This is a genomic window from Streptomyces sp. PSU-S4-23 (assembly GCF_055632315.1).
The window spans coordinates 4,391,741-4,406,448 of the sequence record NZ_JBVMUU010000002.1 but is presented as its reverse complement, the minus strand read 5'-3'; the positions used below and the strand labels follow the sequence as shown (position 1 = coordinate 4,406,448).

15 protein-coding genes are annotated in these 14,708 nt (G+C 68.3%); 6 read left to right on the top strand and 9 right to left on the bottom strand.

What is annotated here, in order from left to right; all coding sequences use genetic code 11:
* Positions 1-80: 80 nt before the first annotated feature.
* The gene (locus tag ACZ79I_RS20130) at positions 81-1,298 is read right to left on the bottom strand and encodes an MFS transporter (protein ID WP_471498888.1); all 1,218 of its coding nucleotides are present in this window, start codon (positions 1,296-1,298) and stop codon (positions 81-83) included.
* Between the two features lie 140 nt (positions 1,299-1,438).
* Between ACZ79I_RS20130 and ACZ79I_RS20125 the strand changes: the two genes are divergently transcribed.
* Together ACZ79I_RS20125 and ACZ79I_RS20120 are read left to right on the top strand one after the other, a co-directional pair.
* Complete coding sequence (locus tag ACZ79I_RS20125) at positions 1,439-1,897, top strand: MarR family winged helix-turn-helix transcriptional regulator (RefSeq protein ID WP_471498887.1); 459 nt, start codon at positions 1,439-1,441, stop codon at positions 1,895-1,897.
* A 55-nt stretch (positions 1,898-1,952) separates the two neighbouring features.
* Positions 1,953-2,405: a GNAT family N-acetyltransferase gene (locus ACZ79I_RS20120; RefSeq protein ID WP_471498886.1), complete on the top strand. Its 453-nt coding sequence runs from the start codon at positions 1,953-1,955 to the stop codon at positions 2,403-2,405.
* Between the two features lie 73 nt (positions 2,406-2,478).
* Here ACZ79I_RS20120 and ACZ79I_RS20115 read toward each other — a convergent pair whose 3' ends face one another.
* A complete protein-coding gene (locus tag ACZ79I_RS20115; RefSeq protein ID WP_471498885.1) occupies positions 2,479-3,864 on the bottom strand; it encodes a serine hydrolase domain-containing protein in 1,386 nt (461 codons plus the stop codon).
* Between the two features lie 75 nt (positions 3,865-3,939).
* The gene (gene dnaB / locus ACZ79I_RS20110) at positions 3,940-5,412 is read right to left on the bottom strand and encodes a replicative DNA helicase (protein WP_471498884.1); all 1,473 of its coding nucleotides are present in this window, start codon (positions 5,410-5,412) and stop codon (positions 3,940-3,942) included.
* Between the two features lie 458 nt (positions 5,413-5,870).
* On the opposite strand from dnaB, the gene ACZ79I_RS20105 reads away from it, so the two are divergent.
* Entirely contained in the window at positions 5,871-7,208 is a 1,338-nt protein-coding gene (locus tag ACZ79I_RS20105; RefSeq protein WP_471498883.1) for an MATE family efflux transporter, read from the top strand.
* 102 nt (positions 7,209-7,310) lie between these two features.
* Here ACZ79I_RS20105 and rplI read toward each other — a convergent pair whose 3' ends face one another.
* From rplI to rpsF, 4 genes are all read right to left on the bottom strand, one after another.
* Positions 7,311-7,757: a 50S ribosomal protein L9 gene (gene rplI / locus ACZ79I_RS20100; protein ID WP_471498882.1), complete on the bottom strand. Its 447-nt coding sequence runs from the start codon at positions 7,755-7,757 to the stop codon at positions 7,311-7,313.
* A gap of 18 nt (positions 7,758-7,775) precedes the next feature.
* Positions 7,776-8,012 (bottom strand): 30S ribosomal protein S18, encoded by a 237-nt coding sequence (gene rpsR, locus ACZ79I_RS20095; RefSeq protein ID WP_003949403.1) that lies wholly within the window; start codon positions 8,010-8,012, stop codon positions 7,776-7,778.
* A gap of 81 nt (positions 8,013-8,093) precedes the next feature.
* Entirely contained in the window at positions 8,094-8,669 is a 576-nt protein-coding gene (locus ACZ79I_RS20090; protein ID WP_471498881.1) for a single-stranded DNA-binding protein, read from the bottom strand.
* A gap of 77 nt (positions 8,670-8,746) precedes the next feature.
* Positions 8,747-9,037: a 30S ribosomal protein S6 gene (rpsF, locus tag ACZ79I_RS20085; RefSeq protein ID WP_381079041.1), complete on the bottom strand. Its 291-nt coding sequence runs from the start codon at positions 9,035-9,037 to the stop codon at positions 8,747-8,749.
* 264 nt (positions 9,038-9,301) lie between these two features.
* Between rpsF and ACZ79I_RS20080 the strand changes: the two genes are divergently transcribed.
* The 3 genes from ACZ79I_RS20080 (at position 9,302) to ACZ79I_RS20070 (ending at position 12,051) form a co-directional block, all read left to right on the top strand.
* A complete protein-coding gene (locus ACZ79I_RS20080) occupies positions 9,302-9,619 on the top strand; it encodes a hypothetical protein (RefSeq protein ID WP_471498880.1) in 318 nt (105 codons plus the stop codon).
* A 155-nt stretch (positions 9,620-9,774) separates the two neighbouring features.
* Entirely contained in the window at positions 9,775-10,893 is a 1,119-nt protein-coding gene (femX, locus tag ACZ79I_RS20075; RefSeq protein ID WP_471498879.1) for a peptidoglycan bridge formation glycyltransferase FemX, read from the top strand.
* Between the two features lie 126 nt (positions 10,894-11,019).
* The gene (locus ACZ79I_RS20070) at positions 11,020-12,051 is read left to right on the top strand and encodes an alanine racemase (RefSeq protein WP_381079035.1); all 1,032 of its coding nucleotides are present in this window, start codon (positions 11,020-11,022) and stop codon (positions 12,049-12,051) included.
* 108 nt (positions 12,052-12,159) lie between these two features.
* Here the strand turns inward: ACZ79I_RS20070 and ACZ79I_RS20065 are convergent, their stop codons facing one another.
* Positions 12,160-13,674: a glycosyltransferase family 87 protein gene (locus ACZ79I_RS20065; RefSeq protein ID WP_471498878.1), complete on the bottom strand. Its 1,515-nt coding sequence runs from the start codon at positions 13,672-13,674 to the stop codon at positions 12,160-12,162.
* A 193-nt stretch (positions 13,675-13,867) separates the two neighbouring features.
* Positions 13,868-14,665, bottom strand: a complete 798-nt coding sequence (locus ACZ79I_RS20060; protein ID WP_471498877.1) for a hypothetical protein — start codon at positions 14,663-14,665, stop codon at positions 13,868-13,870.
* Between the last annotated feature and the right edge of the window lie 43 nt (positions 14,666-14,708).

Here is a 14,708-nt window from a genome sequence, read left to right as displayed (position 1 = left end):
TCCGGGGGCACACGGTCCGGGCAGAGGGAGCAGCGGCCTCAAGCGGCAGCCCCAAGCAGCGGCCTCAGCAGCGGCCCCGCTCAGTGGCGGACGGCGGCCGGCCGCTCGCCGGACACGGCGCCCGCCGCCCCTGCGACGACCGTGCCGGAAGCCCGCTCACGGCGTTCGAGGGCGGCCGAGAGGAACGCGAGCAGCAAGGCGGACACGGCGAGGAGGGCACCGACCCAGTTGGGGGCGGTGTAGCCGAGACCGGCCGCGATGACGATCCCGCCGAGCCACGCCGACAGGGCGTTGCCGAGGTTGAAGGCACCGATGTTCGCGGCGGAGGCGAGGGTCGGGGCACCGTGCGCGTGGTCCAGCACCCGCTTCTGCAACGGAGGCACCGTCGCGAACCCGAGGGCACCGATCAGGGCGATGGTGAGCGCGGCGAGCACCTTGTGGTGCGCGGTCACGGTGAACAGCGCGAGCACCAGGGCGAGGCCGCCCAGCGAGGCGTACAGCATCGGCATCAGGGCGCGGTCCGCGTACCGGCCGCCGATGAGGTTGCCGCCGACCATGCCGAGGCCGAAGAGGACGAGCAGCCAGGTGACCGAGCCGTCGGCGAAGCCGGCGACGTGGGTCATCATCGGCGCGATGTAGGTGATGGCCGCGAACACTCCACCGAAACCGAGAACGGTCATCGCCATCGCGAGCAGTACCTGGACGTTCCTGAAGGCGGCCAGTTCGTGCCGCAGGTGAACGCCCTGAGGCCGCGGCATCTCGGGCACCAGTCGCGCAACGCCGAACAGCCCGAGCACGCCGAGCGCGGCGACAAGCGCGAAAGTGACGCGCCATCCGGCGGACTGCCCGACGAGCGTGCCGAGGGGGACACCGACGACATTGGCGACGGTCAGACCGCTGAACATCATCGAGATGGCTCCGGCCTTCTTCTCAGGAGCGACCAACTCGGCGGCCACCACGGAGCCGATGCCGAAGAACGCGCCGTGGGCGAGTGAGGCCACCACACGGCCCGCCAGCATCAGCGCGAAGGCCGGGGCGACCGCGGAAAGCAGATTGCCCAGGACGAACAGGCCCATCAGGACCATCAGCATCCGCTTGCGGGAGATCTTGGTGCCGAGCGCGGTCATGATCGGCGCGCCGGCCATCACGCCCAGGGCGTATCCGGTCACGAGCAGCCCGGCGGTGGGAACGGAGACCCCGAAGTCGTTCGCGACCTGGGGCAGCACACCCATGATCACGAACTCGGTGGTTCCGATTCCGAAGGCCCCGATCGCCAGGGCCAGAAGCGCGAGAGGCATGGGGTGCACCTTCCCAAAGGATTGCATGAGCGTTTTGCACTCGTCCACAATAATTGCACACGCTCTATATAAGCAATCGAAGGCTATTGCGGCGGTGCTCTACCCTGGAGGCGAGCCGCTCCGGGACGGAGGAGAACGCCATGACCGCGACGGACCCCTCACTCACCGCCCTCGCTCAGGGCTGGTGCGCCCTCTCCCTGCTGCACGGCAGGATCGAGAGCCATGTCGAACGCGCGCTGCAGGCCGGACACAGCCTGAGCGTGCGGGAGTACTCGCTGCTCGACGTACTCAGCCGACAGCACGACGGCGACGGCGGACATCTCCAGATGAAGCAGGTCGCCGACGCCGTGGTCCTCAGCCAGAGCGCCACCACCCGGCTGGTCACCCGGCTCGAGGACCGCGGCCTTCTTGCGCGCTACCTCTGCCCCACCGACCGTCGCGGCATCTACACCAACGTCACCGACGCCGGCCTCAGGATCCTGGAGGAGGCCCGTCCCACCCATGACGCCGCCTTGCGGGAGGCACTCGACGAGGCGGCGAAGAACCCCGAACTGGCACCGCTGGTACGCGTGGTCGAATCCTTGAGCGTGCCCGCCTGAGCACCGCTCGCTCCCAGTTCGCACAACGGCGGCACACCCCGCTTAAGGTGCCGTCATGGGAGATTTCGACATACGCCCCGCTGTCGCCGACGACATCCCGGCCATCGTCGCCATGCTCGCCGACGACCCCCTCGGCGCTCAGCGCGAGTCACCCGATGACCTGGCGCCGTACCTGAGCGCGCTGGAGAAGTTGCACGACGATCCGAACCAGCACCTCGTGGTCGCCGAGCGCGACGGCCGTGTCGTCGGCACCCTCCAACTCACGATCATCCCAGGGCTGTCCCGCACCGGCGCGACCCGCTCGCTCATCGAAGCCGTACGCATCCACGCCGACGAGCGCGGCGGCGGCCTCGGCACAGAACTCATCGAGTGGGCGATCGACACATCCCGACGCCACGGCTGCCAGCTGGTCCAGCTCACCTCCGACGCCACCCGTACCGACGCCCACCGCTTCTATGAGCGCCTGGGCTTCCAGGCATCGCACGTGGGCTTCAAACTGCCCCTCTGAGACCAGGACGAAGGGGCGCGGGACGAAGGGGCGTGTTCCACGTGAAACACGCCCCTTCCCACGACCGCATCCCCTATCGGATCCCGCTCCACCCCTCAGGATCCACACCACCGGGCACGGGAGCCCCCTCGTCATACGGCTGCCGCGTGAACACGAACGAGCCGAGGTCCAGATGACTCACAGACCCGTCCGGCCGCCGTACGGCCTTCAGTAACTCCCCCGCGTAGTAGCCGTCGAGCCCCGTCCAGGTGCCATCGCCATTGGACCGCAGACGCGACCGGCGGCCCACACCCGACATCGGGTCCAGTGAGACACCGCCGTCGGCCGTCAACCGCAGAACAAAGCCCTGCGTACCCCAGTACCACTGGCCCGCCAATTCCAGAACCGACCGGTCCACATCGGGCAGCGGCCGCCACGGCTCAGGGATCCGGGGTTCCGCCTCGGCCACGACACCGATGAGATCGGCTGCGACGGTGAAGGTCGAGGGCCCCGAGGTGCAGTTCGCCAGCACGACGGCCGCCACATCGTCCTCGACACTCAGAGCAAGACCTGCCAGGAAGCCCGGCAGAGAGCCGGAGTGCCCGGCAAGGAGACGCCCGTCCCGGCGCTCGAGCTGCAGCCCGAGACCGTACGCAGAACCGTCCACCACATCCGCCGCCTCGGCGGGCGCCGCAGGCATCCGCATCTCCGCAACGGACTCCGCACTCAGCACCCGCTCGTCGCCCCGCGCCAGAAAGACAGCGAAACGCGCCAAGTCACCCGTCGTCGACCAGAGCTGACCGGCTGACGCCATCCGCCCGAGATCCTCCGCAGGCTCCGGAAGCATCACGTCCGCCCACGGATGCACCGCCCAGCCACCCGCGTGCGGTGCCTGCGGCCGGCAACTCGTCCGCTGCAGCCCCAGCGGCTCCAGGACCTCATGCCGCAGCACCTCCTCCCACGAGGCACCACGCGCCTCCTCCACCAGCGCACCCAGAAGCGCGTAACCGGGGTTGGAGTAGTGAAACCTGCGCCCCACCGGGTGACGCAGCGGCCGCTCACCCAGCACATCCCCAAGCCGGGGGCGCAGCGAGCCAGGCGTACGCTCCCACCAGGGCGCGGGCGACTCAGCCGCCAGACCACCGGTGTGCGCGAGCAGTTCGGCGATGGTGGCCTCCCCCACACCGGTACCGGGCAGGTGCTTCTCCAGCGGGTCACCGAGATCCACGACACCCTCGTCCCGCAGCCGCAGCACCAGCACCGCCGTGAAGGTCTTGGTGATCGACCCGATGCGGTACTGGACGCTCTCGTCCGGGGCGTGACCCTCCACAGAGGTTCGCGAACCATGCCACACCGTCCGCCCGTCCCGTACGACCGCAGCCACCAGCGACGGCGCCCGCCCCTTCGCCTGAGCGACGGCGATACGGTGCAACAGGGCCCTGCGGGTGGCGGGCAGAAGCTCATCCTGGAATGACGTCATCACACCAGTCCACTCGGCCCGGCACCCCGCGTCGAGCGCTTTTGCCCCGGGTCGCCGGACTCGGACACGGCCGCCTCAGGTCTGCGCCATGTCCACAAAGCGCGAGTAGTGACCCTGGAAGGCCACCGTGATCGTCGCCGTCGGACCGTTGCGGTGCTTGCCGACGATGATGTCCGCCTCGCCCGCGCGCGGCGACTCCTTCTCGTACGCGTCCTCACGGTGCAGCAGGATCACCATGTCGGCGTCCTGCTCGATCGAGCCCGACTCACGCAGATCGGACACCATGGGCTTCTTGTCGGTGCGCTGCTCGGGACCTCGGTTGAGCTGCGAAAGCGCGATCACCGGCAGCTCCAGCTCCTTGGCCAGCAGCTTCAGGTTCCGGGACATCTCAGAGACCTCCTGCTGCCGGCTCTCCGACCGCTTGGAGCCGGACTGCATCAGCTGCAGATAGTCGATCACAACCAGCTTCAGGTCGTTGCGCTGCTTGAGGCGACGGCACTTGGCCCGGATCTCCATCATCGACAGGTTCGGCGAATCGTCGATGTAGAGCGGCGCGGCCGAGACGTCCGGCATGCGCCGCGCAAGCCGGGTCCAGTCCTCGTCCGTCATCGTGCCGGACCGCATGTGGTGCAGGGCCACACGGGCCTCCGCGGACAGCAGACGCATCGCGATCTCGTTGCGCCCCATCTCCAGCGAGAAGATGACGCTCGGCAGGTTGTGCTTGATGGACGCGGCGCGCGCGAAGTCCAGGGCCAGCGTCGACTTACCCATGGCAGGACGAGCGGCGATGATGATCATCTGGCCCGGGTGCAGACCGTTGGTGAGCTGATCCAGATCGGTGAAACCGGTCGGGACACCCGTCATCTCCCCGGACCGTGAGCCGATCGCCTCGATCTCGTCGAGCGCGCCCTCCATGATCTCGCTGAGAGGCAGATAGTCCTCGGCCGTGCGCTGCTCGGTGACCGCGAAGATCTCCGCCTGGGCACTGTTGACGATCTCGTCGATGTCGCCGTCTGCCGCGTACCCCATCTGTGTGATGCGCGTGCCCGCCTCGACCAGACGGCGCAGCACCGCGCGCTCGTGCACGATCTGCGCGTAGTACTCGGCGTTCGCCGCGGTCGGCACCGTCTGGACCAGCGTGTGCAGATAGGGGGCGCCGCCCACCTTGGTGATCTCGCCGCGCTTGGTCAGCTCGGCGGCGACCGTGATCGGGTCGGCCGGCTCGCCCTTCGCATACAGGTCGAGGATCGCCTGGTAGATCGTCTCGTGCGCGGGCCGGTAGAAGTCGTGGCCCTTGAGGACCTCGACGACGTCGGCGATCGCGTCCTTGGACAGGAGCATGCCGCCGAGGACGGACTGCTCGGCATCGAGGTCCTGAGGCGGGACACGCTCGAACGAGGCTCCTGCCCCCTCCCACGTACCGCTGTCGCGTCCCCGGTCATGCTGCTCGTCGCGGCCCCGGCCGTCGTCGCGGCGGCGGGAGGCGGGCACACGATCGCTGGGTCCGCTGTCGGCCCACGGATCGTCCAAGGGCTCGGAAATGGTCACCGGGCCGCCTCCTCCCGTCCGCCGAGCGGACCTCGCCGTGCACCCCAGTTCTAGGACACGACACTGACAAAGCGAGAAGCCCAGCTCCGGTTCAGACGCGTCGAACGAGCGCGTTTCCGAGGACGGATGGGAAGCGGGCGCCGGACCACGTTAGGCCCGCCGGCACCGTCAGCCAATCTGGTTATCCACAGGGCATGTGGATGACGAGCCCCAGGCTGTGGAGAACTCCGCAAAACCTGTGTACGACACGGTGGACAGCGCTGTGAACAAGCCCGCAGCCGTCACACCAGAGCGCCTCTGACCTGGGGATTTCCCGTCCACCGGTTGTGCAGAAGAAAAACTTTCCCGGTCGGATCAAGATCCTCACGAACGGTACACAGCGCCACGGCATCCCAGATTTACTGTAAGGACCACTAGCCGATTGCGTCTCTTACCTGTGGACGGTTAGATTGGTGGCCATGACACAGGCTCCCGCGCCACCCCGCGCCAGCCGACGCCGGTCAGACCGGGAGATCGTCGCTCTGGCCCTTCCGGCCTTCGGCGCACTCGTCTCAGAGCCCCTCTTCGTGATGGCCGACAGTGCGATCGTCGGCCATCTCGGCACCGCCCAGCTGGCCGGCCTCGGCGTCGCCTCGGCCCTCCTCACCACGGCGGTGAGTGTCTTCGTCTTCCTCGCCTACGCCACCACGGCCGCGGTCGCCCGCCGCGTGGGCGCGGGCGATCTGCGGGCCGCCATCCGCCAGGGCATGGACGGCATCTGGCTGGCACTCCTGCTCGGAGTGGCGGTCACCGCCGTCGTCCTGTTCTCGGCCCCCGCCGTCGTGGACCTCTTCGGCGCCTCGGGGACCGCCGCCCCGCATGCGACGGCCTACCTGCGGATCTCCGCGCTCGGCATCCCCGCGATGCTCATCGTGCTGGCGGCGACGGGGATCCTGCGGGGACTGCAGAACACGAGGACACCGCTGTACGTCGCCGTCGCGGGCTTCGTCGCGAACGCCGTCCTCAACGCCGGCCTGGTCTACGGCGCCGGTCTGGGTATCGCCGGCTCCGCCTGGGGAACCGTCATCGCCCAGTGCGGCATGGCCACCGTGTACCTCACCGTGGTCGTCCGGGGCGCCCGCCGGCACGGCGCCTCGCTCCGGCCCGACGCGACCGGCATCCGTGCCTGTGCCCGGGCCGGAGTCCCCCTGCTGGTCCGCACGCTCTCGCTGCGGGCGATCCTGGTGATCGCCACCGCCGTGGCCGCCCGGCTCGGTGACGTGGACATCGCCGCACACCAGATCGTCCTGTCCCTGTGGAACCTGCTCGCCTTCGCCCTGGACGCCATCGCCATCGCCGGGCAGGCCGTCATCGGACGCCATCTCGGCGCGAACGACGCCCAGGGGGCCCGTGACGCATGCCGCCGCATGGTCCAGTGGGGTGTCGGCACCGGGATCGGGCTCGGACTGCTGGTGCTCGCCGCCCGTCCGCTCGTCCTGCCCCTGTTCACCAGCGACCCGGCCGTCCATGACGCGGCCCTGCCCGTTCTGGTGCTCGTAGTCGTCACACAGCCCGTGTGCGGGGTCGTCTTCGTCCTGGACGGGGTGCTGATGGGGGCGGGGGACGGACGGTACCTCGCCTGGGCGATGCTGCTCACCCTGGCCGTCTTCGCCCCTGCGGCGTTGCTCGTTCCGGTCCTTGGCGGCGGGCTCGTGGCCCTGTGGGGGGCGATGATCCTGATGATGGTCGTGCGGATGCTCACGCTGTGGCTGCGCTCCCGTTCGGGGCAGTGGATCGTGACGGGCGCGACGCGCTGACCGAAGGCCGCCGTATCACGGTGTTTCACGTGAAACACCACCAACGCAGGGGGCCGCGCCCCGAAGGGTGCGGCCCCACCGTCGCTTCAGCGAGTGCTGCGCTTACGCCGCGACGACCTCGATGCTGACCTTGGCGGCCACCTCGGGGTGCAGACGCACGGACGTCTCGTGAGAGCCCAGCGTCTTGATCGGCGTGCCCAGCTCGATGCGGCGCTTGTCGACCTCGGGGCCGCCCGACGCCTTGATCGCCGAGGCGATGTCCGCGGGGGTGACGGAACCGAAGAGACGGCCGGAGTCGCCGGAGCGGACCGCCAGCCGGACCTTCACACCTTCGAGCTGGGCCTTGATCTGGTTGGCCTGCTCGATGGTCTGGATCTCGTGGATCTTGCGAGCACGACGGATCTGCTCGACGTCCTTCTCGCCACCCTTGGTCCAGCGGATCGCGAACTTCCGCGGGATGAGGTAGTTGCGAGCGTAACCGTCCTTGACCTCGACGACGTCGCCCGCGGCACCGAGGCCGGAGACCTCGTGGGTGAGGATGATCTTCATGAGTCGGTCACCCTTCCCTTAGCGCGCGGTGGAGGTGTAGGGCAGCAGCGCCATCTCACGGCTGTTCTTGACGGCCGTGGCGACGTCACGCTGGTGCTGCGTGCAGTTGCCGGTCACGCGACGGGCACGGATCTTGCCGCGGTCGGAAATGAACTTCCGCAGCATGTTCGTGTCCTTGTAGTCCACGTACGTGACCTTGTCCTTGCAGAAAGCGCAGACCTTCTTCTTCGGCTTGCGCACAGGCGGCTTCGCCATGGTGTTTCTCCTGTGTGATCAAGAAGTTGGGGTTTGCCCCGCCCTCGACCCGGCCCGGCCCCGGGGGCCCGGCCCGACGGTCTAGAAGGGGGGCTCGTCCGAGTAGCCGCCGCCTGAGCCGCCGGAGCCGCCGCCCCAGCCGCCACCGCCACCCTGGCCGCCGGCCGGAGCGCCGGTCGCCCACGGGTCGTCGGCCGGAGCGCCGCCCTGCTGGCCGCCGCCGGGGCCGCCGCCCCAGCCGCCGCCACCCTGGCCGCCACCGCCGCCGCCGTAACCGCCCTGGCCGCCGCGGCCGCTGGTCTTGGTGACCTTGGCCGTGGCATTGCGCAGGCTCGCTCCGACCTCGTCGACGTCGAGCTCGTAGACCGTGCGCTTGACGCCCTCGCGGTCCTCGTAGGACCGCTGCTTCAGCCGGCCCTGCACGATGACGCGCATGCCTCGCTGGAGCGACTCGGCGACGTTCTCCGCCGCCTGGCGCCAGACCGAGCAAGTCAGGAACAGGCTCTCGCCGTCCTTCCACTCGTTCGTCTGGCGGTCGAAGGTGCGGGGTGTGGACGCGACGCGGAACTTCGCGACCGCCGCACCGGACGGGGTGAAGCGCAGCTCGGGGTCGTCGACAAGATTGCCGACGACCGTGATGACGGTCTCGCCTGCCATGGGGGAACCTCTCGGCGGGTTTGCTGCTGGCTGCTTGTGCTGCTACTCGAATCCCGGGACCGGCTGAGCGTGGGCGCTCAGTGGGTCTCGGGGCGGAGGACCTTGGTCCGGAGGACCGACTCGTTCAGGTTCATCTGGCGGTCGAGCTCCTTGACGACCGCAGGCTGGGCCTGCAGGTCGATGACCGAGTAGATGCCCTCGGGCTTCTTCTTGATCTCGTACGCGAGACGACGACGGCCCCAGGTGTCGACCTTCTCGACCTTTCCGCCACCGTCACGGACGACGGAAAGGAAGTTCTCGATCAGCGGGGAGACAGCGCGCTCCTCGAGATCGGGGTCGAGGATGACCATCACCTCGTAGTGACGCATGTGGAACCCACCTCCTTTGGACTCAGCGGCCACGGTCGTTCCGTGGCAGGAGGGTTGTGATGCGTACGCAACGGTATCGGCCGCCACTGACAATCGGGGGCCGCTCGGCGGTTTCCCCGGGTTCGGCCTGGACAGACACCGGTGCAGACGGTACAGAGTACCCGCACACGACTTCCGGTTGAAATCCGGGCCCGAGGACCGTCAATCTGTACACATCGGGTGTGTATGGCGCTACGAAGCGCCGACTTCCGCAGGAGGTGCCCCATGGCACAGGTATTGCGACCCAGCACCACCGGTTCCCTCTTCGCCACGGACGGCAAGCCGCACCCCGTCCAGGACACCCTGCTCGGGGTGACCCTGGTCCTCGGGATCACGGCCCTGGTCACGGCGATGTTCCACAACCTGCATCTCATCAGCTCCTGGACCGGCCTGGTGGGGATCATCACCGGCGCATACGGGCAGTTCATCTCCGTGACGACCCGCGAGCGCTTCGGACTGATCCTGGGGCTCGGTGCCGCCGCCATCGGCTTCTTCCTCGGCATGGCGCACGGCGGCCTGTTCGGCGGAGTCGTCGGAGGCTGACCCTCGGGCCGCCGGACGGTCGCGGATCGTCCGGCGGTTCGACGCACAAAGGTTCCACACGGCCAGACGGGGCGCTCACAGGGCGCAGTAGGCTTCGGCGCGAGAGCCGGAGCCCCTGTACCCATGGGGACACACCAGCCCGAGGAGCGCCCCGAATGAGCCTGACCCTGAGGACGATCAGCCGCGAGCAGCATCTGGCGTACATCCAGAGTCTGCCGTCGGCGAGCCACATGCAGGTTCCGGCCTGGGCGGACGTCAAGGCGGAGTGGCGCTCCGAGAACCTCGGCTGGTTCGACAGGAACGGCGAGCTCGTCGGTGTCGGACTGGTGCTGTACCGCCAGCTGCCCAAGATCAAGCGGTATCTCGCGTACCTGCCCGAGGGCCCGGTCATCAACTGGTTCGCGCCGAATCTGGACGAGTGGATCCGGCCGATGCTCGCGCATCTGAAGCAGCAGGGTGCCTTCTCCGTGAAGATGGGCCCGCCGGTGATCATCCGGCGCTGGGAGGCCAACTCGATCAAGCAGGGCATCCAGAACCCGGATGTGAAGCGTCTGCGTGACATCGAGGCGGACTTCATAGAGCCGCGTGCCTTCGAGGTGGCCGACAAGCTGCGCCGGATGGGCTGGCAGCAGGGTGAGGACGGCGGCGCCGGCTTCGGCGACGTGCAGCCCCGGTACGTCTTCCAGGTGCCGCTCGCCAACCGTTCTCTGGAAGAGGTCCACAAGAACTTCAACCAGCTGTGGCGCCGCAACATCAAGAAGGCCGAGAAGGCGGGCGTCGAGGTCGTCCAGGGCGGCTACCAGGATCTCGAGGAGTGGCAGCGGCTGTACGAGATCACCGCTGTGCGCGACCACTTCCGGCCCCGCCCGCTGTCGTACTTCCAGCGCATGTGGACGGCCCTCAACACCGAGGACCCCAACCGCATGCGGCTCTACTTCGCCCGCCACAACGGGATGAATCTGTCCGCGGCGACGATGCTGGTCGTCGGCGGGCACGTCTGGTATTCCTACGGCGCCTCCGACAACGTCGGGCGCGAGGTCCGGCCCTCGAACGCGATGCAGTGGCGGATGCTGCGCGACGCCTACGCGCTCGGCGCCACCGTCTACGACCTGCGCGGCATCTCCGACTCGCTGGACGAGACGGATCACCTGTTCGGTCTGATCCAGTTCAAGGTGGGCACGGGCGGGCAGGCCGCCGAGTACCTCGGCGAGTGGGATTTCCCGCTCAACAAGCTCCTCCACAAGGCGCTCGACATCTATATGTCGCGCCGCTGACCTGCCGGAGCCGTGCCGGGGTTGCTCGGCTGCCGGGCATCGGGCCCCGCCGGCCGTGCGGATCCGTCACAATTCCCTTTCAGACCCTGACACACCGCAGCCACGAGAAAGGTTCCGGGACCGGCCATGGCGCTCACGCTCTACGTCGACACCGCGCGCTGGCGGGCACACCACAAGCACGTGCAGGAGCAGTTCCCGGGGCTCGTCCCCGTCTGCAAGGGCAACGGCTACGGCTTCGGCCACGAGCGGCTGGCGGAAGAGGCCACGCGCCTGGGCGCGGACATCCTCGCCGTGGGCACGACGTACGAGGCGGCCCGGATCAAGGACTGGTTCGGCGGTGACCTGCTGGTGCTGACCCCGTTCCGGAGGGGCGAGGAGCCCGTGCCGCTGCCCGACCGCGTCATCCGCTCGGTGTCGTCCGTGGACGGCGTGTACGGGCTCGTGGGCGCCCGTGTGGTCATCGAGGTGATGTCCTCGATGAAGCGGCACGGCGTGAGCGAGCAGGACCTGCCCCAGCTGCACGCCGCCATAGAGAACGTCCGTCTGGAGGGCTTCGCCATCCATCTGCCGCTGGACCGCACCGACGGCTCGGACGCCGTCGAGGAGGTCATCGGCTGGATGGACCGGTTGCGTGCGGCACGGCTGCCGCTGCACACGATGTTCGTCAGCCATCTCAAGGCGGAGGAGCTGGCGCGGCTGCAACAGCAGTTCCCGCAGACCCGCTTCCGGGCCCGTATCGGCACCCGGCTGTGGCTGGGGGACCATGAGGCGACCGAGTACCGCGGAGCCGTCCTGGACGTCACGCGCGTGTCCAAGGGCGACCGGTTCGGCTACCGGCAGCAGAAGGCGGCCTCCGACGGCTTCCTGGTCGTCGTGGCGGGCGGAACGTCGCACGGGGTGGGTCTGGAGGCCCCCAAGGCCCTGCACGGCGTCATGCCCCGCGCCAAGGGCGTCGCCCGGGCCGGCCTCGCGACGGTGAACCGGAACCTGTCCCCGTTCGTCTGGTCGGGAAAGCAGCGCTGGTTCGCCGAGCCCCCGCACATGCAGGTCTCGATCCTGTTCATCCCCGCGGACGCGACGGAGCCCAAGGTCGGTGACGAGCTGGTGGCCCATCTGCGGCATACGACGACGCAGTTCGACCGGCTTGTGGACCGGTAGGGCGCAGACCCGCTTCAAGCAAGTCCGTCCTCGATGACGCAGTGAGACCGAGTCGCTCTGTTGCCCGCCGGTGCACCTGAGGCTCAGCGGTGCGAACTTTGCGCTGCTTCACTCGTTGGTGGCGGACTGGCGCGTTCCGCTGGAGGGTCCGCCCCAGTTGACATACGGGCCCTCCACAGCGGGCGCCGCGTGCCGCGGCGGATGCGCTGCGGCGCCCAGCACGAAGACGTCCGGGGCGCCGTCCAGTACGCCGCCCGCCGGGTCGTCGTCGCCGGCCCGGCGCACCACGTCCCGTTCCGGCATGATGATGTCGCGTACGACGACGGCGCACAGGTAGAGCGTCCCGAGCAGGTGCACGGCGATGGCCAGCTGGTACCCGTCCGTCGGCAGACCCTTGTGGGCGTCTCCGCTGGTCGTGTACGCGAGGTACATCCAGATCCCCAGGAAGTACGCCACCTCGCATGCCTGCCAGATCAGGAAGTCCCGCCAGCGCGGCCGGGCCAGTGCGGCGAGGGGGACCAGCCACAGCACGTACTGCGGCGAGTAGACCTTGTTGGTGAGGATGAACGCGGCGACGATCAGAAAGGCGAGCTGAGCGAAGCGCGGCCGGCGCGGAGCCGTCAGCGTCATCGCGACGATGCCCAGGCAGACGAAGAGCATCATGATCATCGCCCAGGTGTTGGCCGTGTCCGGGGTGATCTGTACGTCGAACCAGCGCGAGACGAACAGGAACACCGACCCGAAGTCGACCCCGCGCTCCCGGCTGAAGCTGTAGAACTTGGCCCATCCCTCGGGGGCGAGGACCATGACGGGCAGATTGACCACGAGCCACGCGCCCGCGGCGGCCAGGGCCGCGGTCGAGAACTCGCGCCACTTGCCCGCCCGCCAGCACAGCACGAAGAGCGGTCCGAGCACCAGGAACGGATAGAACTTGGCGGCCGTGGCGAGCCCGACCAGCAGGCCGAAGGCGAGGGCGTTGCCGCGCGACCACATCAGCATCGCGGCGGCCAGCAGGGCCACGGCGAGCAGGTCCCAGTTGATGGTGGCCGTCAGTGCGAAGGCGGGCGCGAGGGCGACCAGGAGGCCGTCCCAGGGGCGTCGGCGGTGGATGCGGGCGGCGCACACGGCGATGACGGCGGCGCACACCATCAGCATCCCGGCGTTGACCATCCAGTAGGTCTGCTCACGGGACTGGAGTTCCCCGCCGCCCGGGGTGAGCCACGACGCGACCTCCATGAAGACACCGGTGAGGACCGGGTACTCCAGGTAGTCCATGTCGCCCGGGAGCTTGTCGAAGTAGGGCACGAGACCGTCGGCGAAGCCGCGCCCCTGGTAGAGGTGGGGGATGTCCGAGTAGCAGGCATGTGTGTACTGCGAACTGGCGCCGAAGAACCAGCCGCTGTCGTAGCAGGGCAGCTTCTGGACCATGCCGAGGGCGAACATGCCGATCGCGACGAGCGCCACGACCCGCACGGGTGTCCACCAGGACGTCCCGAGCAGTGCGCGTCGTCCGATGGGCCCCCCGATCAGCTCACTGCCGGCCGCGGCGACCTCGTCCTCCTTGGTCGGCCGCACCGTGTCCGGCTCGTGCACACTGGCTCGCGTCGTCTCTGCACTGGGCATGAAGGCCATCCTGCCGTACAGACCGAGGACACCGGGAAGGGAAGGACCGGTTCGTCCGCTCCTCCCACACCACCAGGCATCCGGCCGGTACCACCGGGCATCCGGCCGGTTCCTCGCCCCGGTGGACGACCTGCCAGGACACCGCGCAGGAGATCCCTGGTGCTGGTACGGCGGTACAGGGCCGCCTCGGCGCCTATTTCGCTGCCGCCCCCGGTCCGCCTGTGATCGAATAGAGCTTGCGCATCACCTGCTGCTTGCGCACTTTCACTGCAGCAAGCTTTTTCTCATTTCTCTTGATGAGCGCGCGCTGATACTGGACCTCTATGTCCGACCGCTTCTTGATGTAGTCCGTCTCGTTCTTGCACCTCACATCGGCCTCAGCCGTTCTGATTTCCTTTTCCGAGGGTGCGGGGAAGTACGGGGACGGCCCTTCTCTGGCTGTCTTCGCCTTCCGCCATGCCGGGTCATCCACAGCCGCGAGCGGATCGGGGTAGGTCATCCCCGATCTCTTCATGCAGGCGCTCCACCGGCGGTTCAGTTCCTTGGTCCTGGGATCCTTGCTGGTGGATGCGGATGCCTGCCAGAACAGGGTCTGCACGGTCATCATGTCTTCGTTGACCGAGTCGGCCATCGCCTGGCGCCGGGCTTCTCCGCTGCAGCCTCCTTCGGGTACACCGAGCGGTAGCCGAGCGGAGCCTCCTCTCCCGCTGTACACCCCCTCCATGGCAGGGGTGACCGCCTTCTGCTTCGCCTCGTACCTCTTCCTGAAGGAGATGGCCTCCTGCTTGCTGACTCCGTCCGGAAGCGGTGGCTTGTAACCGTAGACGTGAACCGACTCCAGATCCGTCACCCCGTACTTCCGGGCGTTCTCCGGTATGTTTCCCGGTGACGGCTCGTATTCCGGCCAGCTCAGATCAAATTTTTTCATACAGCGATTTACCAGAACACTGATGGCGCGATCCACCGTCTGGCGTTCTTCGATGTCGGTCATGAACGCGCTCAGGGGGTAGCCCTTGGGCGCGTGGGCAAAGGAA